This is a genomic window from Streptomyces xanthochromogenes (genome assembly GCF_014650455.1).
GTDB classification, from domain to species: Bacteria; Actinomycetota; Actinomycetes; order Streptomycetales; family Streptomycetaceae; genus Streptomyces; species Streptomyces xanthochromogenes.
The window spans coordinates 271,106-288,933 of the sequence record NZ_BMUZ01000010.1 but is presented as its reverse complement, the minus strand read 5'-3'; the positions used below and the strand labels follow the sequence as shown (position 1 = coordinate 288,933).

Annotated in this window: 19 protein-coding genes and 1 tRNA gene; 15 read left to right on the top strand and 5 right to left on the bottom strand. The window is 71.1% G+C overall.

Translation table 11 applies throughout. The features are described from left to right. Window positions 1–91: 91 nt before the first annotated feature. Window positions 92–1,015, bottom strand: a complete 924-nt coding sequence (locus tag IE267_RS26165; protein ID WP_189764905.1) for a cation diffusion facilitator family transporter — start codon at window positions 1,013–1,015, stop codon at window positions 92–94. A 59-nt stretch (window positions 1,016–1,074) separates the two neighbouring features. Beyond that, window positions 1,075–3,543 carry a terpene synthase family protein gene (locus IE267_RS26160; RefSeq protein WP_229861420.1) on the bottom strand — a complete coding sequence of 823 codons (2,469 nt, stop codon included), beginning with the start codon at window positions 3,541–3,543 and terminating at the stop codon, window positions 1,075–1,077. A 350-nt stretch (window positions 3,544–3,893) separates the two neighbouring features. Here IE267_RS26160 and IE267_RS26155 point away from each other — a divergent pair, with 350 nt between their 5' ends. Continuing rightward, on the top strand, window positions 3,894–4,475 hold the full coding sequence (locus IE267_RS26155) for an HhH-GPD-type base excision DNA repair protein (RefSeq protein ID WP_161252646.1): 582 nt from the start codon (window positions 3,894–3,896) through the stop codon (window positions 4,473–4,475). A gap of 403 nt (window positions 4,476–4,878) precedes the next feature. Here IE267_RS26155 and IE267_RS26150 read toward each other — a convergent pair whose 3' ends face one another. Beyond that, entirely contained in the window at window positions 4,879–6,582 is a 1,704-nt protein-coding gene (locus tag IE267_RS26150) for a helicase HerA-like domain-containing protein (protein ID WP_189764904.1), read from the bottom strand. 96 nt (window positions 6,583–6,678) lie between these two features. Between IE267_RS26150 and IE267_RS26145 the strand changes: the two genes are divergently transcribed. Next, complete coding sequence (locus tag IE267_RS26145) at window positions 6,679–6,975, top strand: type II toxin-antitoxin system VapB family antitoxin (RefSeq protein WP_053725882.1); 297 nt, start codon at window positions 6,679–6,681, stop codon at window positions 6,973–6,975. Between the two features lie 113 nt (window positions 6,976–7,088). Beyond that, window positions 7,089–7,718: a LytR C-terminal domain-containing protein gene (locus tag IE267_RS26140; RefSeq protein ID WP_161244421.1), complete on the top strand. Its 630-nt coding sequence runs from the start codon at window positions 7,089–7,091 to the stop codon at window positions 7,716–7,718. A 17-nt stretch (window positions 7,719–7,735) separates the two neighbouring features. Here the strand turns inward: IE267_RS26140 and upp are convergent, their stop codons facing one another. Beyond that, entirely contained in the window at window positions 7,736–8,371 is a 636-nt protein-coding gene (upp, locus tag IE267_RS26135) for a uracil phosphoribosyltransferase (protein ID WP_100575818.1), read from the bottom strand. Window positions 8,372–8,494: 123 nt separating this feature from the next. Here upp and IE267_RS26130 point away from each other — a divergent pair, with 123 nt between their 5' ends. The 11 genes from IE267_RS26130 (at window position 8,495) to IE267_RS26080 (ending at window position 16,508) form a co-directional block, all read left to right on the top strand. Beyond that, window positions 8,495–8,674: a hypothetical protein gene (locus tag IE267_RS26130; RefSeq protein ID WP_161244420.1), complete on the top strand. Its 180-nt coding sequence runs from the start codon at window positions 8,495–8,497 to the stop codon at window positions 8,672–8,674. A gap of 228 nt (window positions 8,675–8,902) precedes the next feature. Beyond that, window positions 8,903–9,451, top strand: coding sequence for a tRNA adenosine deaminase-associated protein (locus tag IE267_RS26125; RefSeq protein WP_161244422.1), 549 nt, complete (start codon window positions 8,903–8,905; stop codon window positions 9,449–9,451). Continuing rightward, window positions 9,451–9,924 (top strand): tRNA adenosine(34) deaminase TadA, encoded by a 474-nt coding sequence (gene tadA, locus IE267_RS26120; RefSeq protein ID WP_373304591.1) that lies wholly within the window; start codon window positions 9,451–9,453, stop codon window positions 9,922–9,924. The genes IE267_RS26125 and tadA overlap by 1 nt, the downstream gene beginning before the upstream one ends. Window positions 9,925–9,982: 58 nt before the next feature. After that, window positions 9,983–10,070, top strand: a tRNA-Ser gene (locus IE267_RS26115). A 450-nt stretch (window positions 10,071–10,520) separates the two neighbouring features. After that, a complete protein-coding gene (locus tag IE267_RS26110) occupies window positions 10,521–11,261 on the top strand; it encodes an ANTAR domain-containing protein (protein WP_189764902.1) in 741 nt (246 codons plus the stop codon). Continuing rightward, window positions 11,258–12,007 (top strand): GAF and ANTAR domain-containing protein, encoded by a 750-nt coding sequence (locus IE267_RS26105; protein ID WP_189764901.1) that lies wholly within the window; start codon window positions 11,258–11,260, stop codon window positions 12,005–12,007. Before IE267_RS26110 ends, IE267_RS26105 begins: the two co-directional genes overlap by 4 nt. A gap of 879 nt (window positions 12,008–12,886) precedes the next feature. Beyond that, on the top strand, window positions 12,887–13,048 hold the full coding sequence (locus IE267_RS26100) for a hypothetical protein (RefSeq protein ID WP_167158291.1): 162 nt from the start codon (window positions 12,887–12,889) through the stop codon (window positions 13,046–13,048). Between the two features lie 98 nt (window positions 13,049–13,146). After that, entirely contained in the window at window positions 13,147–13,440 is a 294-nt protein-coding gene (locus IE267_RS26095; RefSeq protein ID WP_167158293.1) for a Dabb family protein, read from the top strand. 222 nt (window positions 13,441–13,662) lie between these two features. Then, on the top strand, window positions 13,663–14,538 hold the full coding sequence (locus IE267_RS26090; RefSeq protein WP_161245380.1) for an RNA polymerase sigma factor SigF: 876 nt from the start codon (window positions 13,663–13,665) through the stop codon (window positions 14,536–14,538). A gap of 246 nt (window positions 14,539–14,784) precedes the next feature. After that, on the top strand, window positions 14,785–15,636 hold the full coding sequence (locus tag IE267_RS26085; protein ID WP_100575756.1) for an RNA polymerase sigma factor SigF: 852 nt from the start codon (window positions 14,785–14,787) through the stop codon (window positions 15,634–15,636). 68 nt (window positions 15,637–15,704) lie between these two features. Further along, window positions 15,705–16,508 (top strand): hypothetical protein, encoded by an 804-nt coding sequence (locus tag IE267_RS26080; protein ID WP_189764900.1) that lies wholly within the window; start codon window positions 15,705–15,707, stop codon window positions 16,506–16,508. 206 nt (window positions 16,509–16,714) lie between these two features. Here the strand turns inward: IE267_RS26080 and IE267_RS26075 are convergent, their stop codons facing one another. Continuing rightward, window positions 16,715–16,933, bottom strand: coding sequence for a hypothetical protein (locus IE267_RS26075; RefSeq protein WP_189764899.1), 219 nt, complete (start codon window positions 16,931–16,933; stop codon window positions 16,715–16,717). A 305-nt stretch (window positions 16,934–17,238) separates the two neighbouring features. Here IE267_RS26075 and IE267_RS26070 point away from each other — a divergent pair, with 305 nt between their 5' ends. After that, window positions 17,239–17,721 carry a MarR family winged helix-turn-helix transcriptional regulator gene (locus IE267_RS26070; RefSeq protein ID WP_167158300.1) on the top strand — a complete coding sequence of 161 codons (483 nt, stop codon included), beginning with the start codon at window positions 17,239–17,241 and terminating at the stop codon, window positions 17,719–17,721. The last annotated feature ends 107 nt before the right edge of the window (window positions 17,722–17,828 follow it).

The following is a 17,828-nucleotide window of genomic DNA, read 5'->3' as shown; positions in this document are numbered from 1 at the left end:
AGGAAGCGCAGCCCCCCGAACAGGCTAGACAGCCCCGCCCGAACCCGCGCGCCGAGCGCTGCTCACGCTCGGTGACCGCACGGCGGGGCGGTCAGCGGTGCAGGGAGTCCGCGGCCTCGGTGTGGCCCTCGGGTTCCAGCTGGATCGTGGAGTGGGCCACGTCGAAGTGGTCCCCCACACAGCTCTGGAGCCGGGTCAGCAGCTCCCCGTACCCACCTTCCAGGGCGGTCTCCTTCACCACCACATGTGCGGTGAGCACAGGCATGCCGGACGTCACCGTCCAACCGTGCAGGTCATGTACGTCGACCACACCCGGCTCTTCGAGGAGGTGGCGGCGGACCTCGGCGAGGTCCACGTCGTTCGGGGCGGCTTCCATCAGCACGTGCAGGGCGTCCCGCAGCAGCCCGTACGTCCGCGGCACGATCAGGAGACCGATGACGATGGAGGCGATCGGGTCGGCGGCCTGCCAGCCCGTGAAGAGGATGATCAGGCCGCCCACGATCACCGCCACCGAGCCGAGCGCGTCGCCGAGCACTTCCAGATACGCGCCGCGCAGGTTGAGGCTCTTGTCCTTCGCGTCCTTCAGCAGCCACAGGCCCACCAGGTTCGCGGCGAGTCCGCCCACCGCGACCGCGAACATGAGGCCGCCCTTGACCTCGACCGGTTCGCTGAAGCGACGGATCGCCGAGTACAGCACCCAGACGAAGATCGCGGCGAGCAGCAGGGCGTTCAGGACCGCCGAGAAGATCTCCACCCGGTAGAAGCCGAAGGTGCGGCATGGGGTCGGGGCCCGCTGGGCGAGCGTGATCGCGCCGAGTGCGAGGGAGACGCCGACCGCGTCGGTGAGGCTGTGCGCGGCGTCGGCGAGCAGCGCGAGGCTGCCGGAGAGCAGCGCGCCGACCACCTGGATCAGGGTGATCGACGCGCTGATGCCGATGGTCCACAGCAGCCGGTTGCGGTACGTGCCGCTGAGCGTGCCGGATGCCGCCGAGGGCGCGCCGTGGTCGTGTCCCATGCGCGCGCCTCCTCGTGGCCGGGTCCGGCCCCGGGATGTGGCCCCCGCACATCAGAGGATCACGAGGCATGGCCTCCCGCCACTGTGGGCGCCGGAAGGGTGGGCGACCACTCGGCCGACACCGGCAGGGACGGCACGGCCACCGTGGGCACCAGGAGCCCTGCCGGCACCGAGGGCACAGGGAGCACAGGGGTCACAGGGGTCGCCGAGGGCACTGTCGACGCCGGGGAAACCGAGGTCGCGGAGGGACCAGAGGTCACGGAGGGGGTCGATGCCGGGGGCGCCGTGGCAGTGACCGCCGCCTTCCAGGCCTCCGGCAGCCGGACCCGGTCCGCCGAGGTCCCGTCCCCGCTGGGCCGCATCCACCCGGGGGCCACACCACCTCGGGACGCGGTATGGGGTGAGCTGCCATGGGGCAGGCTCCCCGGGAGGTCGGCGGCCCCGTAGCGGCGTACCGAGGCGTGCCAGTTCAAAATCCCCGCGATCCAGTCCTGGAGTTCGGCCACGTAGGCGCCGAGCGTCTCCCGTCCGCTCTGGTCGAGCTCGAAGTCCTCGACCAGCAGCGGGAGTTCGTTGTCGATGACGTGCTGGAACTGGCGCAGCCGCGAGCGCATCAGGTCGTCCACGATGCGCAGGGCCGTGGGGTAGTCGCAGTCGAAGAAGTTCTGGACGACCAGGACGCCGTTGTGCACCTCGCCCTCGTACTCGATCTCCTTCTGGTACGAGAAGACGTCGTTGAGCAGGCAGCAGTAGTCGGCGGCCGCGTTCTCCAGGCTGCGGATCGGGCCGCTCTCGTAGAGGCCGGGCGGCAGTTGGCCCGCGTGGCGCAGGCGCGACAGGCTCATGGTGAGGTCGGAGCCGAAGGTGTAGCGGCGCATCTCGATGTAGTCGACGGGGTCGGGGATGCGGTGCTGGCCCTGGTTGTGCAGCTCCCAGAGCCAGCTCTCCAGCATGACGTCGACGGACCGGCGGAAGGCCGTGCGGGCCTCGACGGACATCGGCCCGGCGGTGCGCGCCCACAGGTCGGCGAGGCCGCGCTCCATCGGGGTCACCGCGGCCAGGGCGCCCGCGGCGGGCACGTCGACCGGCATGCACGCGGAGAACCGCTCGGTGGCCGCCCGCGCCCCGGCCAGGTTGCGCGGCCTGCCGTACACCAGCGGGTAGTAGTCGTCACCGTAGGTTCCCCAGGTCAACCACTCTGCGCTGAGGGCGAGTTCGTCCGGTGTCGCGTCCGGGTCGAGCCCCGCCGAGCAGAGGGCGAAGTCGTAGCCCGTCAGCTTCTCGGCGTCCCAGATGTCGTCGAGCAGCCCCATACGGTCCGCCCAGGCCATCGACTCCACACGTGCGTGGTCCACATGCGGACTGATCGTCAGTGGGTACGGCACATCGAAGTCGGGCAGCAACGAGGGGCCGACCTTCTGCCGCGGCACATGGGTGAAGCTGCGGTGCCGGGCCTCGGCGGGGCGGCCGAACAGGGCGGAGACGTCGAGCGCCGAGGTGCCGAGCACTCCGTCGGACAAGGAGGGGCCGAGGGCGGCGCCCTCGTTCATGTAGCGGCTGGAGCGCATGTGCCACTCGTGACCGCCGGACTGCCAGTCCTGGAGGCCCTTGACGTACGCCGCGACCGCCGCGCACTGGTCGGGTGTGAGGCCCTTCTCCAGGCACAGCGCCGGGACTTCGGTGAGCGCGGTGTTCTCGAACTGCTGGAGCCGCGAGGTCAGCAGGTCGTTGACGGCCTCGGCGGCCTGCTGTGTCGTGCAGCCGAGGAAGGTCTCAAGTACCAGAACGCCGTTGCTGAGTTCGCCCTCGTCCTCGACCTCGCGCTGGTAGGAGAACAGGTCGTTGCGCAGATGGACGGCGTCGGAGAAGGCGTCGGTGAGGACCCGCAGCGGCCTCGACCCGGCTACGGACGCGGGGAGTTCGGCGTTCGCGGCGTACTCGATGAGGCCGGCCGACCACGGCGCGCCGCCCACCTTGCGGCGCATCTCGATGTACTCGACGGGGTTGGCGATCCGGCCCGCGTTGATGTTGGCGAGCTCCCACAGCGACTCGTTGAGCAGGTTGCGGGTGCTGATCGCGAAGCGCTCGCGCCATTCCTTCGTCATCGACGGAACCGTGCGCGCCCACAGGTCGGCGAGGCCCGCCTCGACCGGGTTGGTCGCCTCGGGGAACCCGTCGGCGAGGTCCATGGGCATGAAGGCGGGCAGCCGGTCGAGGTATTCCTTGCCGCCCTTGCGGTCCAGGGTTCGCTTGAACATCTCCAGGAAGTGGTCGTCGAAGAAGAAGACCCACACGTACCAGTCCGTCACCAGGGCGAGCTGCTCGGCGTCGCAGTCGGGGTGGGTGTACGAACAGAGCAGCGCGTAGTCGTGCGCGTCCAGGTCCGCCAGGTCCCAGATCCCGGAGCCCTCCAGCATGCCCATGTCCCGTGCCCAGGTACGGGAGTGCTCCCGCGCGGAGTCCAGGTGGGGATTGAGCCGGGCCGGATACGGCAGATAGAAATCCGGCAGGACAAAAGGCTGGCTCACTGCGGTCGCCCCTCTTGGTACGCACATGGCTGCTACGCACGTACCCGGTACGCACGTGATGGTCCGGTCGGAACTACCCGGCCCGGCCTCGGCCATTCGAGTGCCGTACGTCTGTCATACGAAAGCGTGAGTCGACTCGAAAAGGGCGCGGGGGCGCGGCTTGTGTGGGCCGCGCACAGGGGCTTGGGCACATGGGGGCTGCGCACATGTGGGATGGACACGTGCGGGCACGTGAGCCGCGCCCCGTATCGGGGCGGGGATGTCGGGGCGGGGAGTGTCGGTCCGCGTTCCCCCGGGGACCCGGGGGGTGTCCGCGTGCGCCGGGGTCGTCGGCCGTCGATCATCGAGGCATGAACACAACCCTTCGGCTCGCCCAGCAGCCCGAGGCCGACGAGCTGCTCGGGCGCAGCCCGCTGGCCGCGCTCGTCGGCATGCTGCTCGACCAGCAGGTGCCCATGGAATGGGCGTTCTCGGGCCCGTACACGATCGCCCGGCGGATGGGGGCCGACGACCTCGACGCGGAGGCGATCGCGGCGTACGACCCGGAGGCCTTCGCAGAGCTGCTCAAGGAGAAACCGGCGGTGCACCGCTACCCCGGGTCCATGGCGAAGCGGATCCAGCAGTTGTGCGGGTTCCTCGTGGAGGAGTACGGGGGTGACGCGGCCGGGGTGTGGACGGGAGTGGCGTCCGGGGCCGAGCTGTTCTCGCGGCTGAAGGCGCTGCCGGGGTTCGGCGAGCAGAAGGCGAGGATCTTCCTCGCGCTCCTGGGGAAGCAGCTCGGGGTGCGGCCCCGGGGGTGGCGGGAGGCGGCGGGTCCCTACGGGGAGGCCGGGTCGTTCCGTTCGGTCGCGGACATCACCGGGCCGGAGTCGCTGGCGAAGGTACGGGCGTACAAGCAGGAGGCGAAGGCGGCGGCGCGGGCCGCGAAGTAGCCCCGCCCCGGTTGGGCGCTCGGGGGGCGGGGCCAACCCCCTGGGGTTCCGCCCCAGGCTCCGGGGTCTTGCCCCTCCCCGCCCCTTCCCGCAACCCTCCGGGGGTGGAATGGGGGTGGGTGGGCTTCCGGAAGCTGCGTCCCCGGGCCCTTTGGTTCGGCTGCGGACCGTAGGGGTCGTTCACGCAGTTCCTCGCGCCCCTCAAGACCTTGGCGCCGGCCCGCACCAGGCAGCCTCGGCCCGTCATGGGCGTCTCCCCTGGGCCGTAAAAGCCGTGGGGGAGTTCGCGGACGAGCGCCCTCAAGGCGCGAACGGCGTCCGGCGGAGCCCCCAGGGGCCGGCCCGCGCGTTACCTGCGGCGCGTGCCGGCGTCCGGCGGAGCCCCCAGGGGCCGGCCCGCGCGTTACCTGCGGCGCGTGCCGAAGATCGAGCGGGAGATCTCGCGGCCCAGCTGCGTCCCCACGGACCGGGCCAGCGAGCGGAAGATGCCGCTGCTCACCACCTGCTCCGCCAGCGAGGCGTCCTGCTTCTTCCCGCGGCCGGCCGGCTTGCCCGAGCCCGCGGACGGGTCGAGCGCCGCCGACACCGCCGCCTCCTCCCGCGCCCGCTCCGCCGCCGACAGCTTCTCGAAGGCGGATTCGCGGTCGACCGGCTCGGCGTAACGGGCGTACAGGATCGAGGACTTGACGGCCTGGTCGAGGGCGCCGGGGTCGATGGGCGCCATCAGGGACTGCGGGGCGCGCAGCCGGGTCGCCGCGACCGGGGTGGGGGCGCCGTTCTCGCTCAGCACGGTGATGACCGCCTCGCCGGTGCCGAGCGAGGTCAGGACCTCTTCGAGGTCGTAGGGGGAGTGCGGGAACGTCCGTACCGTCGCCTTCAACGCCTTCGCGTCGTCCGGCGTGAAGGCCCGCAGCGCGTGCTGGACGCGGTTGCCGAGCTGGGCCAGGACGTCGGCGGGGACGTCCTTCGGGGTCTGGGTCACGAAGAAGATGCCCACGCCCTTGGAGCGGATCAGCCGGACCGTCTGCGTGATCGACTCCAGGAACGCCTTGGACGCGCCGTTGAACAGGAGGTGCGCCTCGTCGAAGAAGAAGACGAGCTTGGGCCGGTCCACGTCCCCGACCTCGGGGAGTTTCTGGAAGAGGTCGGCGAGCAGCCACATCAGGAAGGTCGAGAAGAGGTGGGGCTTGTCCTGGACGGCGGGCAGTTCGAGCACCGACACCAGGCCGCGGCCGTCCGGTGCGAGCCGGAGCAGCTCGCTCGTGTCGAACTCCGGCTCCCCGAAGAACGCCTCGGCACCCTGCTGTTCGAACGCGGTGATCGCCCGCAGGATCACCCCGGCGGTGACGGACGACAGGCCGCCGATTCCCTTGAGTTCGGCCTTGCCGACGTCCGAGACCAGGAAGCCGACGACCGCCTTCAGGTCCTTCAGGTCGTAGAGCTCCAGGCCCTTCGTGTCCGCGTAGTGGAAGATCAGGCCGAGCGACTGCTCCTGGGTCTGGTTGAGCTGGAGCACCTTCGACAGGAGTACGGGTCCGAAGCTGGTGACCGTGGCGCGCAGCGGGATGCCGGGGCCGATGCCGCCGAGACCGTAGAACTCGCAGGGGAATCCGGCCGCCTCCCACTCCTGGCCGACCTGTGCGGCCCGTTCGGCCACCTTGTCGCCCGACTGGCCCGGGGCCGAGATGCCGGAGACGTCGCCCTTGACGTCCGCGAGGAACACCGGCACTCCGTTGGCGGAGAGCTGCTCGGCGATGAGCTGGAGGGTCTTGGTCTTGCCGGTGCCGGTGGCCCCGGCGACCAGGCCGTGCCGGTTGAGCATGGAGAGGGGGATGCGGATGGGCGCGTCCGGCAGGCACTGGCCGTCCCACAGCAGCGCGCCCAGTTCCATCGCGGGGCCCGTGAAGCCGTATCCGGCGGCGATCTCGGCGGCCGGCTGCGGCACGGCGGGGGCGGTCCCGGCAGGCTCGACGGGGGCGGCATCGGCGGGTACGGGGGGCGCGGGCGCGTCGGCGGGCGCGGGGGCGGGATTCCGCGCTCCGGTTTCGTCCGGCTCCGCGGCACTGATGGGCTCGCGCGCGGCCGCCGTCTGGTCGCTGTCGGTCATGACGAGCCCCCTGCGTCGGGTTTTTGGCGTTTTGCCCAGGATTGCACTCGGGCTCCATGGCTGCGCCCGGAGCCGCTCGCCCGGTAGGCTTTCCGTGTGATCTTCAAGCGCATCGGAAGCGGGCGGCCCTACCCCGACCACGGCCGGGAAAGCACCCGGCAGTGGGCGGATGTCGCGCCGCGCCCGGTCCGGCTCGATCAGCTCGTGACCACCAAGGGCCAGCTCGACCTCGAGACCCTCCTCGCCGAGGACTCCACGTTCTACGGCGACCTCTTCGCGCACGTCGTGAAGTGGCAGGGCGACCTCTACCTGGAGGACGGGCTCCACCGTGCGGTACGCGCCGCGCTCCAGCAGCGCCAGGTTCTGCACGCGCGCGTACTCGAAATGGACTGAACCCGACAGCCGGGTGAGCCTTTCGGACCTTTTGCGGCGCATACGGGCGCACACGCGCGCCAGCGGTTGATCATTTAGTAGGCATCGTCCCGGGTCGGCACTACCCTGCGCCTATGAGCATGCTCACTCCCCCCGGCATGGGCGGAAAGTACCGCATCAAGGGTGACGCCTACCCGCGGATGCGACGTCCCCGCAAGCGCGGCCGGCTGGTCCTCGCGCTGGTCGGCGCGGTCGTGGCCCTCGGCCTGATCGGCTGGGGGACAGTCCAGCTCATCGACGTGTTCGGCGGCGGTGGCGGCAAGGCCAAGGCCGCCGCACACGCCAAGAACTGCCCGGCGCCCGCCGCGTCCGGCTCCGGTGCGCCCCAGGCGCTGCCGAAGCCCGCGCAGATCACCGTCAACGTCTACAACGCGACCCCGCGCGGCGGCCTCGCCAAGTCGGTCGCCGACGAGCTGAAGAAGCGCGGCTTCGCGATCGGCAAGGTCGGCAACGCGCCCACCGAGTACGACAAGAAGGTCGCCAACAACGGCGTGCTGCTCGGCGCGCCGACGGCGGCCCGCGGCCCCTTCTCCGTACTCGGCACCCAGCTCGCGGGCACCACGCAGAAGACCGACACGCGCGACACGCCGGACGTCGACCTCATCCTGGGGAACACGTTCGCGAACCTGAACACGCCGAAGGACGCGGACACGGCCCTGGCCGCCCTGGCCAAGCCCGCACCCGCGCCCTCCGGGAAGTGCTGAGAAACCTTCGACAAGCCCTAGTCGACGGTGCCGTACATCCGGTCGCCCGCGTCGCCCAGGCCCGGCACGATGTAGCCGTGCTCGTTGAGGCGCTCGTCGACCGAGGCGGTCACCACGGTCACCGGCGTGCCCGCCAGCTCGCGCTCCATGACCTCGACGCCCTCGGGGGCGGCGAGCAGCACCACGGCCGTGACGTCGTCGGCGCCGCGCTTGATCAGCTCGCGGATCGCCGCGACGAGCGTGCCGCCGGTCGCCAGCATGGGGTCGAGGACGTACACCTGACGGCCCGAGAGGTCCTCGGGCATCCGCGTCGCGTAGGTGGAGGCCTCCAGGGTCTCCTCGTTGCGGATCATGCCGAGGAAGCCCACCTCGGCGGTCGGCAGCAGGCGCACCATGCCGTCGAGCATGCCGAGACCGGCCCGCAGGATCGGGACCACCAGGGGACGCGGGTACGAGAGCTTCACGCCCGTCGTCGGCGTCACCGGGGTCTCGATGTCCACCTGCTCGGTGCGCACGTCCCGGGTGGCTTCGTAGGCGAGCAGGGTGACCAGCTCGTCGGCGAGCCGCCGAAAGGTCGGGGAGTCGGTGCGCTTGTCGCGCAGCGTGGTGAGCTTGTGCGCCACGAGAGGGTGGTCGACGACATGGATCCGCATGACGTCCACAGTAACCGGGGCGTAGGGGACCCGCGTCCCACCTGCTGTTGGTTCAGGCTGGCGTCAAGCGCCCGAACGGGGGGAAGGTGGAAGACACGAACCGACCCGGGGCGGTGTGAGCCAATGCCGGACGAGCGCGACCGAGCGCAACAACCGGAGAGCGATGCGGACCGGCGGCGACGGCGCGCCCAGTTCCTGCGCGAACTGCACGAGGCGAAGGCGTTGCGCGACCGGGTCCAGCCCCGGCGCGCCCGCGCGGCCCGTATGCGCCAGGCCATGCGCATGCGAACCTTCCGCTGGTGACCCGCGAACCCGGCGCCCCGAAGCCCGTGCTCACGGCCATCGGGAGCCTCTGACGGGGTGGCCCGGAGCCCGCGATCATGACGCGTCGGAAGCCGTGATCGGGGCGACCGGAAAAACGCAACCGCGGAAGAACTCTCGCAACCGCGGTGTTTTCTGCCACGATTCCGAATGAAGCCACAGCCGGGGGGACCCCCAACCGGCACGCCTATGACCAGTGGGAGAGTCACGGTGTACTTCGCCGCACTGCTCGCGCGCACCGAAGACGGGTGGGAAGCGAGCGACACAGAGCTCGACGATGTGGAGACGCTGTCCGATCTGGCCGACCTGGCCCGTGAAGCAGCCGCCGACGGGGCCGACGACACGGTGCTCGTCTTCATCGAGCAGGAGGACGCCTGGTTCGGCGTCGTCCGCGTCGACGGCGAGGAGGACCCGCGCGTCTTCGTCTCCAACGCCGCCGTCGCAGCCCGCTCCTCGTACGGGGCCATGCTCACCGACGAACTGCTCGGCCACGACCAGGACGACGAGGAGGACGAGCTGGACACCCTTGACCTCGACGGCACGGAGGACGGCTACGAGGACGAGGCGGCGACGGCCGTGGACGGGCCGGACGGTGACGAACCGTCGGACGGCGCCGTGCCGGCCGGGCCGCTCGGCGAGAGCGCGATCCTCGCCGACCTCGGCGTGAGCGAGGGCCGGCTGCTCGCGCTCGACGGGGACGCCCTCGTGACGATCGCGGACGCGCTGGGCGCGGCCGAGGTCCTGGAGGCCGTCCGCTAGTGCCCCACCCGCACGACCCCGTACGCGAACGGTGGGCGGAGCCGATGCGCTCCGCCCTTGCCGGGGCCGCACAGGCCGAATCGGCCGGCGATGTGCCGGTCGGCGCGGTCGTGCTGGCCCCGGACGGCACGTTCCTGGCGTCCGGGCACAACGAACGCGAGGCGACCGGCGATCCGACCGCGCACGCGGAGGTCCTCGCCATCCGGCGCGCGGCCCGGGAGACCGGTGGGTGGCGGCTGACCGGCTGCACGCTCGTCGTCACCCTGGAGCCGTGCGTGATGTGCGCGGGCGCGATCGTCCAGTCCCGCATCGACCGGGTCGTGTACGGGGCCCGCGACGAGAAGGCGGGCGCCGCCGGTTCGCTGTGGGACCTGGTCCGCGACCAGCGCCTCAACCACCGCCCCGAAGTGGTCGCGGGCGTGCTGGAAGAGGAGTGTTCGGCGCAGCTCACGGCGTTCTTCCGGCAACGGTGACCCAGCTCTCGCCGAACCGATTTCAAACCACGGCCCACCTTGGGCTAAGCTCTCTCTCGGTAGCGTGTCCGAGCGGCCGAAGGAGCTCGCCTCGAAAGCGAGTGTGGGGAAACTCACCGAGGGTTCAAATCCCTCCGCTACCGCCAGCAGTACGAAGGGCCCGGTTCATTTCGAACCGGGCCCTTCGTGCTGTTCCGCCCCGGCGCGGGCCGCGACCCCGGCGCCGAGTCGTCGCCGTGTTGCCCGGAACCACCGGATTGCGCCAAAAGAGCAGGGCCACCGGGTACGCCGGGCGGCCGGAGCGCCCGGCATTCCGACCTCCCCGAGCCCCGACCACGCCCTTGCCGGAGCCCTCCGGGGACCATCAAGGCCCCTACGCCACACGCGACTTGCCCACCGCCCCCTTCATGCCCGCACCGGCGCCCTTCCGCGGAACGTGCCCGGAGCCGGTGGGCCGGGCCCGGCACCGACGCCGGGCCGGCACGGACGGGTATCGGCCGGACCGCTCCGGCCGACGGCGGCGTCCCACGGGCGTGGATAGGCTTCCAGGCGAGAGCCGGTGGGCAGATCGCCTCGAGCCCGACAGGTGGAGCCCAGTGATCAGCGACGGCATGGCCGACGTGCTCCGGTCGCTCCGTCACGGTGACGGCGGTGTCCTGGCTGCCGCCTGCGCGCGAGCGCTGCAGGTCGACGGTGTCGCCGTATCGCTGCTCGTCGGGGCGGGCCGGGACGCGGAGCCGGAGCCGCTGTGGCACTCGCCCGGCATCGCGGCGGACTTCGAGGAGCTGCAGTTCACGCTCGGCACGGGCCCCACTCTGGACGCCGCGCACAGCGGCACGGCCGTCGTCGTACCGGACCTGGCGGCGGTACGCGCCGACCGCTGGCCCGGTCTGCCGGCCGAGGCGCTCGGACTCGGCGTGGCCGGCGCGTACTGCTTCCCCCTGGGACTCGGCGCGATCCGGCTCGGGGTGCTCACCGCCGTGACGGGCCGGGCCGACGACACCGTCCCGGAGCAGCGGTACGCCGACGCCCTGGCCTTGGCCGCGGCACTGACCGGACTGCTCCTGGAGCACGACGGGGGCGGGGACGGACCTGCCGTTTCCGGGTCGGTCACGGGAGTGCCCCGGGAGTTGCACCGGGCGGTGGTGCACCAGGCGACCGGCATGGTCAGCGTGCAGCTGGACGTCTCCTTGGCCGACGCCCTGCTGCGGCTGCGGGCGTTCGCCTACGCCCGGGACCTGCCGCTCGGCGACGTAGCCGAGGACGTGGTGGCCGGACGGCTGCGGTTCAACGACGATAGGGACGGGCCGCCCGAGCTCGGCGGCCGAAAGGGATGATCGACATGATCCGCGAACAACGTCTGGCGGAGATCTTCATGGAGGTCGCCGACTCCCTGACGGACGACTTCGACGTGCTGGACCTGCTCCAGCGCCTGTCGACCCGGTGCGTCGAGCTCCTCGACGTGTCCGCCGCGGGCATCCTGCTCGCCGACGCGGTCGGCGAACTGCAGATGGTGGCCGCCTCGGACGAGCACACCCGGCTTCTGGAGCTGTTCGCCCTCCAGCACGACCAGGGCCCGTGCGTGGAGTGCTACCGCAGCGGCACCGCCCGGACGAACATCGACCTCAACAGCCGTGGGGCGACGGCGAGTTGGCCCCGATTCGCGGCCCGGGCCCGCGAGACCGGGTACGTGGCCACGCACGCGATCCCGCTACGGCTGCGCGACCGCAACATCGGTGCGCTCAACCTCTTCCAGAAGACCCCCCACCTCCTCGGCGAGAGCGAGATCGCCCTGGCCAAGGCCCTGGCCGGCGTCGCCACGATCACCATCCTCCAGCAGCGCACCCTGGAGCAGTCCCACATCGAGAAGACCCAGCTCCAGACCGCGCTCAACAGCCGCATCCTGGTGGAACAGGTCAAGGGCATCCTCTGTGAGCGCTGGGGAACCTCACCGGACGAGGCGTTCTCCGCCTTCCGCGGCTACGCGCGCAGCCATCACCTGCGACTGGCCGACTTCGCCGCCGCGATCATCGACGGCACCTTCGACACCGCGACGATCCCCCAGCCCCTGCCCCGGAGCTGAGCGACGGCGGCCGCTTCCGACAGCCGGTCACCGGCTGAAATCCCACGCTTGCGCCGCCCTCGGCCCGGCCTAGGATGCCCAGTGAACGCAAGGGCGGACGCCCTCGAACCGTGCACGACCGGTTCGGGCGGCTGCCCCTCGGCCCCCTGCCCCCGGGTCTGCGCTCACTGTCCGCCCCGTCGACGGGGCGGCCGGAGCCGCTCTCGGCAGAGTGCGGCTCCGGCCCTTCGTCCTCGCGGCGCGCTTCGAGCCGGGGCCAGTCTCCCGCAGGCCTCCGGGCGCCGCCGAGGACGGTTGACGCGAGGAGAGTGCGGAGGGGAGCCCACCTCCTCGCGCGGACGGCCGCCGCCACGCCCGACCGTGACCGGGCGGCGGCCGTCCCACAAAAGCAGCATCGTGATCGATGTCCCCGAGTGCCCTTTGAACCTACTCCCGGGCGCTCCCCGTGGCTCCCCCGCGGCCGACATTGGCCGGAGGCGGCCCCTCCGCGCCGGGCCCTTCCGCGGGCGGTCACCTGCGGAGGGACCGAAGAAGCCCCGGTCGGGGAAGTGACCGGGGCTTCGACGATAGGACGGGGGGAGCGGCATCGGGGGGACAAGCCGCTCCCCCCGATGAGAACAGAACCTGCAAGCCCTGCGCCGCAGTCAGGGGGGAAGCTCGCGGCGCGGACCCCGCAGTGAGGTCCTGTTCCTCACCCACCGCATTCCTGCCAGATGTGGTGGGCTCAGGAACCATCCTGCTCTCCCGTCACGTCCGTACCGTCGGGCAAAGGGCCCCGATCGTCAGGTCCTAGGTCCCTAAAGGCCTGGTGAGTACGGGACCGGGGGCGGTTAGACTCACCCGACCGCACAGGGGTGGCGCCGGGGAGGGGCTGGCACAGTGGACATCAAGAAGGTCCTGCTCTACATCGCCGTGGTCTTCGTGCTGTACACGATCATCACCTCGCCGGTGCAGGCCGCAGGGATGGTCCAGACCGGCTTCGAGGGCATATCCAGCGCGGCCAAGGGCGTCGGCGAGTTCATGACCAACCTGATTCGCTGAGCCCCCGGCCGCGTCGCCGGTCGCGTCCACGGACGCGTCCGTGGACGAGTCCTCGGCCGCGCCCGGGCCGGTTCCCGTCGTATCCGTAGGAGAGATGCATGATCCGCCACCTGGTCCTGTTCAAGCTCAACGAGGGCGTGCAGCGCGACGACGAGCGCGTGGTCGCCGGTGTGAAGGCCTTCCAGGAGCTCGACGGGCTCGTTCCCGAGATCGAGTTCTGGGAGTGCGCCTGGAACATCACCGACCGGCCGATCGCGTACGACTTCGCGATCAACTCCGCCGTCGCCGACGCGGACGCGCTGAAGCGGTACGTCGAGCACCCCGCGCACCAGGCGGCGGCCGGCCAGTGGCGCGAGTTCGCCACCTGGGTGATCGCCGACTACCCGTTCTGACCCCGCACGCGTTCCGGGCTCCCTTCCGGTACGCGGCGCCCGGCCCCGCACCCGAGAGGTGCGGGGCTTTTTCGTCCCCCGGGGCGCCTCCGAACAGGGCCATCTGCCCCAACTTGCCCTCAACACGTGGTTATACGGTGCTTGCACACAGTGGACATGTCTTGTGATGCTATGACCGCTTTTGACGGATGAGTTGACCGAAGACTAAGGGGTGGCGTGACCGTGCCGGCCAGTACTACGCCTCAAGTGCCGCCCCAGAACGAGCCCCAGGACGCCCCCGAAGTGCCCGCCCAGGACTCGTCGGAGAGCCCCAGGGGCCCCGCCAGAACCTCCACCAGGGGCGCGGACACCCGCGCCCTCACCCAGGTGCTGTTCGGCCAGCTCAAGCACCTTGAGCCGGGCACACCGGAGCACGGCCGGGTGCGCGGGGCGCTGATCGAGGCCAACCTGCCGCTGGTGCGCTACGCGGCGGCCCGCTTCCGCAGCCGCAACGAACCGATGGAGGACGTCGTCCAGGTCGGCACCATCGGTCTGATCAACGCGATCGACCGCTTCGACCCGGACCGGGGCGTGCAGTTCCCCACGTTCGCGATGCCCACCGTGGTCGGCGAGATCAAGCGCTACTTCCGCGACAACGTGCGCACCGTGCACGTCCCGCGCCGCCTGCACGAACTCTGGGTCCAGGTGAACGGCGCCACCGAGGACCTGACCACGCTGCACGGCCGCTCCCCCACCACCGGCGAGATCGCCGAGCGGCTGCGGATCGGCGAGGACGAGGTGCTCGCCTGCATCGAGGCGGGCCGCTCGTACCACGCGACCTCCCTGGAGGCGGCCCAGGAGGGCGACGGGCTGCCCGGGCTGCTGGACCGGCTCGGCTACGAGGACCCCGCGCTCGCCGGCGTCGAACACCGCGATCTGGTCCGCCATCTACTCGTACAGCTGCCCGAACGCGAACAGCGGATCTTGATGCTCCGCTATTACAGCAATCTGACGCAGTCCCAGATCAGCCAGGAATTGGGAGTGTCGCAGATGCATGTGTCAAGGCTCCTGGCCAGGAGTTTCGCCCGACTTCGATCCGCAAATCGAATCGAGGCATAACCGGTTCGAGTGAGCCGGGCCCAGGCATCGGGCCGGTAAAAAATTTCCGGCCGAAAAACCGCACACCCCCTGTTTCCTGCATGTACGCGGGCCCCACTTGTCGACATGTCACTACAGCGTGTTGCCGACATGTGACATTCTGCCGAAACCGCGTTTGCCGCAGCCCCTCCTCCGGTATTCAGGTGGAGGCTGCTTCCTCCGATGGTCGTGGCCCAACGCGACCGTCCGCGACCTCAAGGGGGTGGCATGTCCGCAGAACAGGGCAGCTCGAAGGTGCTCACGCTCACCAAGAGCGCACCGGCACCGACCGTGCACCGACACGCCGCAAACACCGCAGCCATCGACACCCGCACGCTGTCCCGCTCCCTCTTCCTGCGCCTTGCCACGCTGGACACCGACAGCCCGGAGCGTACGTACGTACGCGACACCCTCATCGAGCTCAATCTGCCGCTCGTGCGGTACGCGGCGGCCAGGTTCCGCAGCCGCAACGAGCCGATGGAGGACATCGTCCAGGTCGGAACGATCGGTCTGATCAAGGCGATCGACCGCTTCGACTGCGAACGGGGCGTGGAATTCCCCACGTTCGCGATGCCCACGGTCGTCGGCGAGATCAAGCGGTTCTTCCGTGACACCTCCTGGTCGGTGCGGGTGCCGCGCCGCCTCCAGGAGCTGCGGCTCGCCCTCACCAAGGCCAGTGACGAGCTCGCCCAGAAGCTCGACCGCTCGCCGACGGTCCCCGAACTCGCCGCGGTTCTGGGCGTGTCCGAGGAGGACGTGGTCGACGGGCTCGCGGTGGGCAATGCCTACACCGCCTCCTCGCTCGACTCGCCCGCCACCGAGGACGACGGCGGCGAGGGTTCGCTCGCGGACCGGCTCGGCTACGAGGACACGGCCCTCGAAGGCGTCGAGTACCGCGAGTCGCTGAAGCCGCTGCTCGCCAAACTCCCGCCCAGGGAACGGCAGATCATCATGCTCCGGTTCTTCGCGAACATGACGCAGTCCCAGATCGGCGAGGAGGTCGGCATCTCGCAGATGCACGTCTCGCGGCTGCTGACCCGCACGCTGGCCCAGCTCCGCGAGGGCCTGATCTCCGACTGAGCGCCATCGCGGTCGCGAACTCTCTTCGCACTCTGGTTAATTGACGCTCCGTCAGACACACTGGCGCGATGCGACGACGTGCTGCGCTGATCGGCGTATCGGCGGCGATGGTCCTGGGCCTCGGCGGCACCCTCGCCGCCGGAGACGGCGGCCGGGACGGCTACCTGGCGGTCGGCGCCGCGGGCACCGGGCCCTCGGCGCCGGACCACGCGGTGCCGCCGAGCGGCAAGGTGGAGCTGGTCCCCCTTGACGGCTCGGGCCCGGCCGCACCGCCCGGGAGCCCCGGCACCTCCGGGACGTCCGCCACGCCTTCCGTGTCCGGCACCCCTGGAACACCCGGCACTTCGCCCGGACCCGGCGGCGGTTCGGGGAGCGCGGGATCACCCAACACCCCTGCGGGGCAGGAGAGTTCGGCCTCGGGCGGCTCCGCGGGGAACCGGGACGATCCCGGCGCTCCGGGCGGGCCGGGCCCGTCCGGCGGTTCCACCGGCCCTTCGCACCCGTCCGACCCCTCCGGCACGCCCTCGGCTCCCGGTACGCCGGGCAGGCCGAGCCCGCCCGCGGGACCCGCGGTGCTGAGTGTCGGGGCGCCAAGCCGTGCGGCCGGGGACCATCGCTGGTGCGAGAACGTCACCGTGCAATTCCGGAACACGGGCGGGACGGCGGTGAAATCGGGCAGCGCCGTGTTCGCGACGCACATCATCGGGCTGCTCGGGGTGGACTGGGCGACCATGACGTCGAGCCGGCCGTTGCCGGTGCCGATCGCCGCGGGAGCGGCGGTCTCGCGGACGTACGGGGTGTGTGTGGACGCGTGGCGGGTGCCGCTTGGCATGCATGTGGAAACCCGGACGGTGACGGCCAGTTGGGGGTAGCACCCCCCTCACGGTCCGGCCGGGCGGCCAAGTGCCGGTCGACGGCAGGGCGCCCGGCGTCCGGCCGGGCGGCCGGGTGCCGGGCGAAAGCAGGGCCCCCAAGACCCGGCCGGGCGGCCGGGGGCGGGGCCGCTACGGCCCGGCCGGGCGGGTCGGTTCCGGGGGCGCCGCCCCCGGCTCCTCGCCGCTCACCGCCGGCCGGCGTCTCAGCCCAGGGCCAGCCAGGCCACTGCCGCCAGGACCACGATCACGGCGACGACACCGACGATCAGGCCTACCCGCGGACCCGCGGCGGTCGCCGCCGGGGCGGCCGGCCGGCGACCCTGGGGCGCGCCCTCGTCGACGAAGGCGCGGAACATCTGCGTGGAGCCCGCCGGGTCGTGGTTGCCCTCGGGACCCTGGGGTGCGTGGGGGTTGTGTGCCATGGGGCAGGACCCTAGCGAAGATGGGGGTCCGGCCCAACCCCCGCCCCCGCGCGAACGCGCCCGCGAGGCGGCTCCGGCGTCGCCCGGCGCACTTCCGCTCAGGACGCCCGCGCCGCCGTCACCACCCCCTCACCACCCCTTCCCGATCACTCCGCACGGGCGTCCGCAAGCCCCCGACCTGCACCTTGGGTTTTCATATGCGAATCCTTTGCTTTTCCTTTGCCGCGGAGACCCCCATTTAGTTTGCCTTCGGCAACCAACAATCTTATGGTTGCCCGAAGCAACAAGATTTCGGGAGGTGTCCAGTGGCCGCACAGAGTCTCTACGAGGAGCTGGCCCGGCAGCTCAGTGCGATCGGCGCGGTCAAGCGCGGGCTCGCGCGCATCCTGCCGCCCGAGTGCCCCGCCGGCTCGGCCGCCGTGCTGACCCTCCTGGAGCGCCACGGCGAGATGCGGATCAGCAGGCTCGCCGAACTCCTCGCGGTGGACATGTCGGTGACGAGCCGTCATGTCGCGCACGTCGCCCAGCGCGGCTGGATCGAGCGGTCCGCCGACCCCGCCGACAAGCGCTCGCGCATCCTGCGGCTCACCCCCGAGGGCCAGACCATGATCGACGATCTCGGCCTGCGCACCACGGAGATGTTCGCGCACACCCTCAAGGACTGGACCGACGACGAGGTCGGGCAGCTCAACACGATGCTGGCGCGCCTGCGCGACTCCTTCGGAGACTGCCGGGCACCCCACGTCAGGGGCCCCGAGACCCGTCCACCGACCCGTACACCCGCTTAGCACCACTCAGCACCACGCGATGCGCGCATCGCTTCGCGCACCGACCCGTACACCCGCCCAACAGACAGACAAGACAAGGAACTTCATGGCTACGACCACACCAGCCG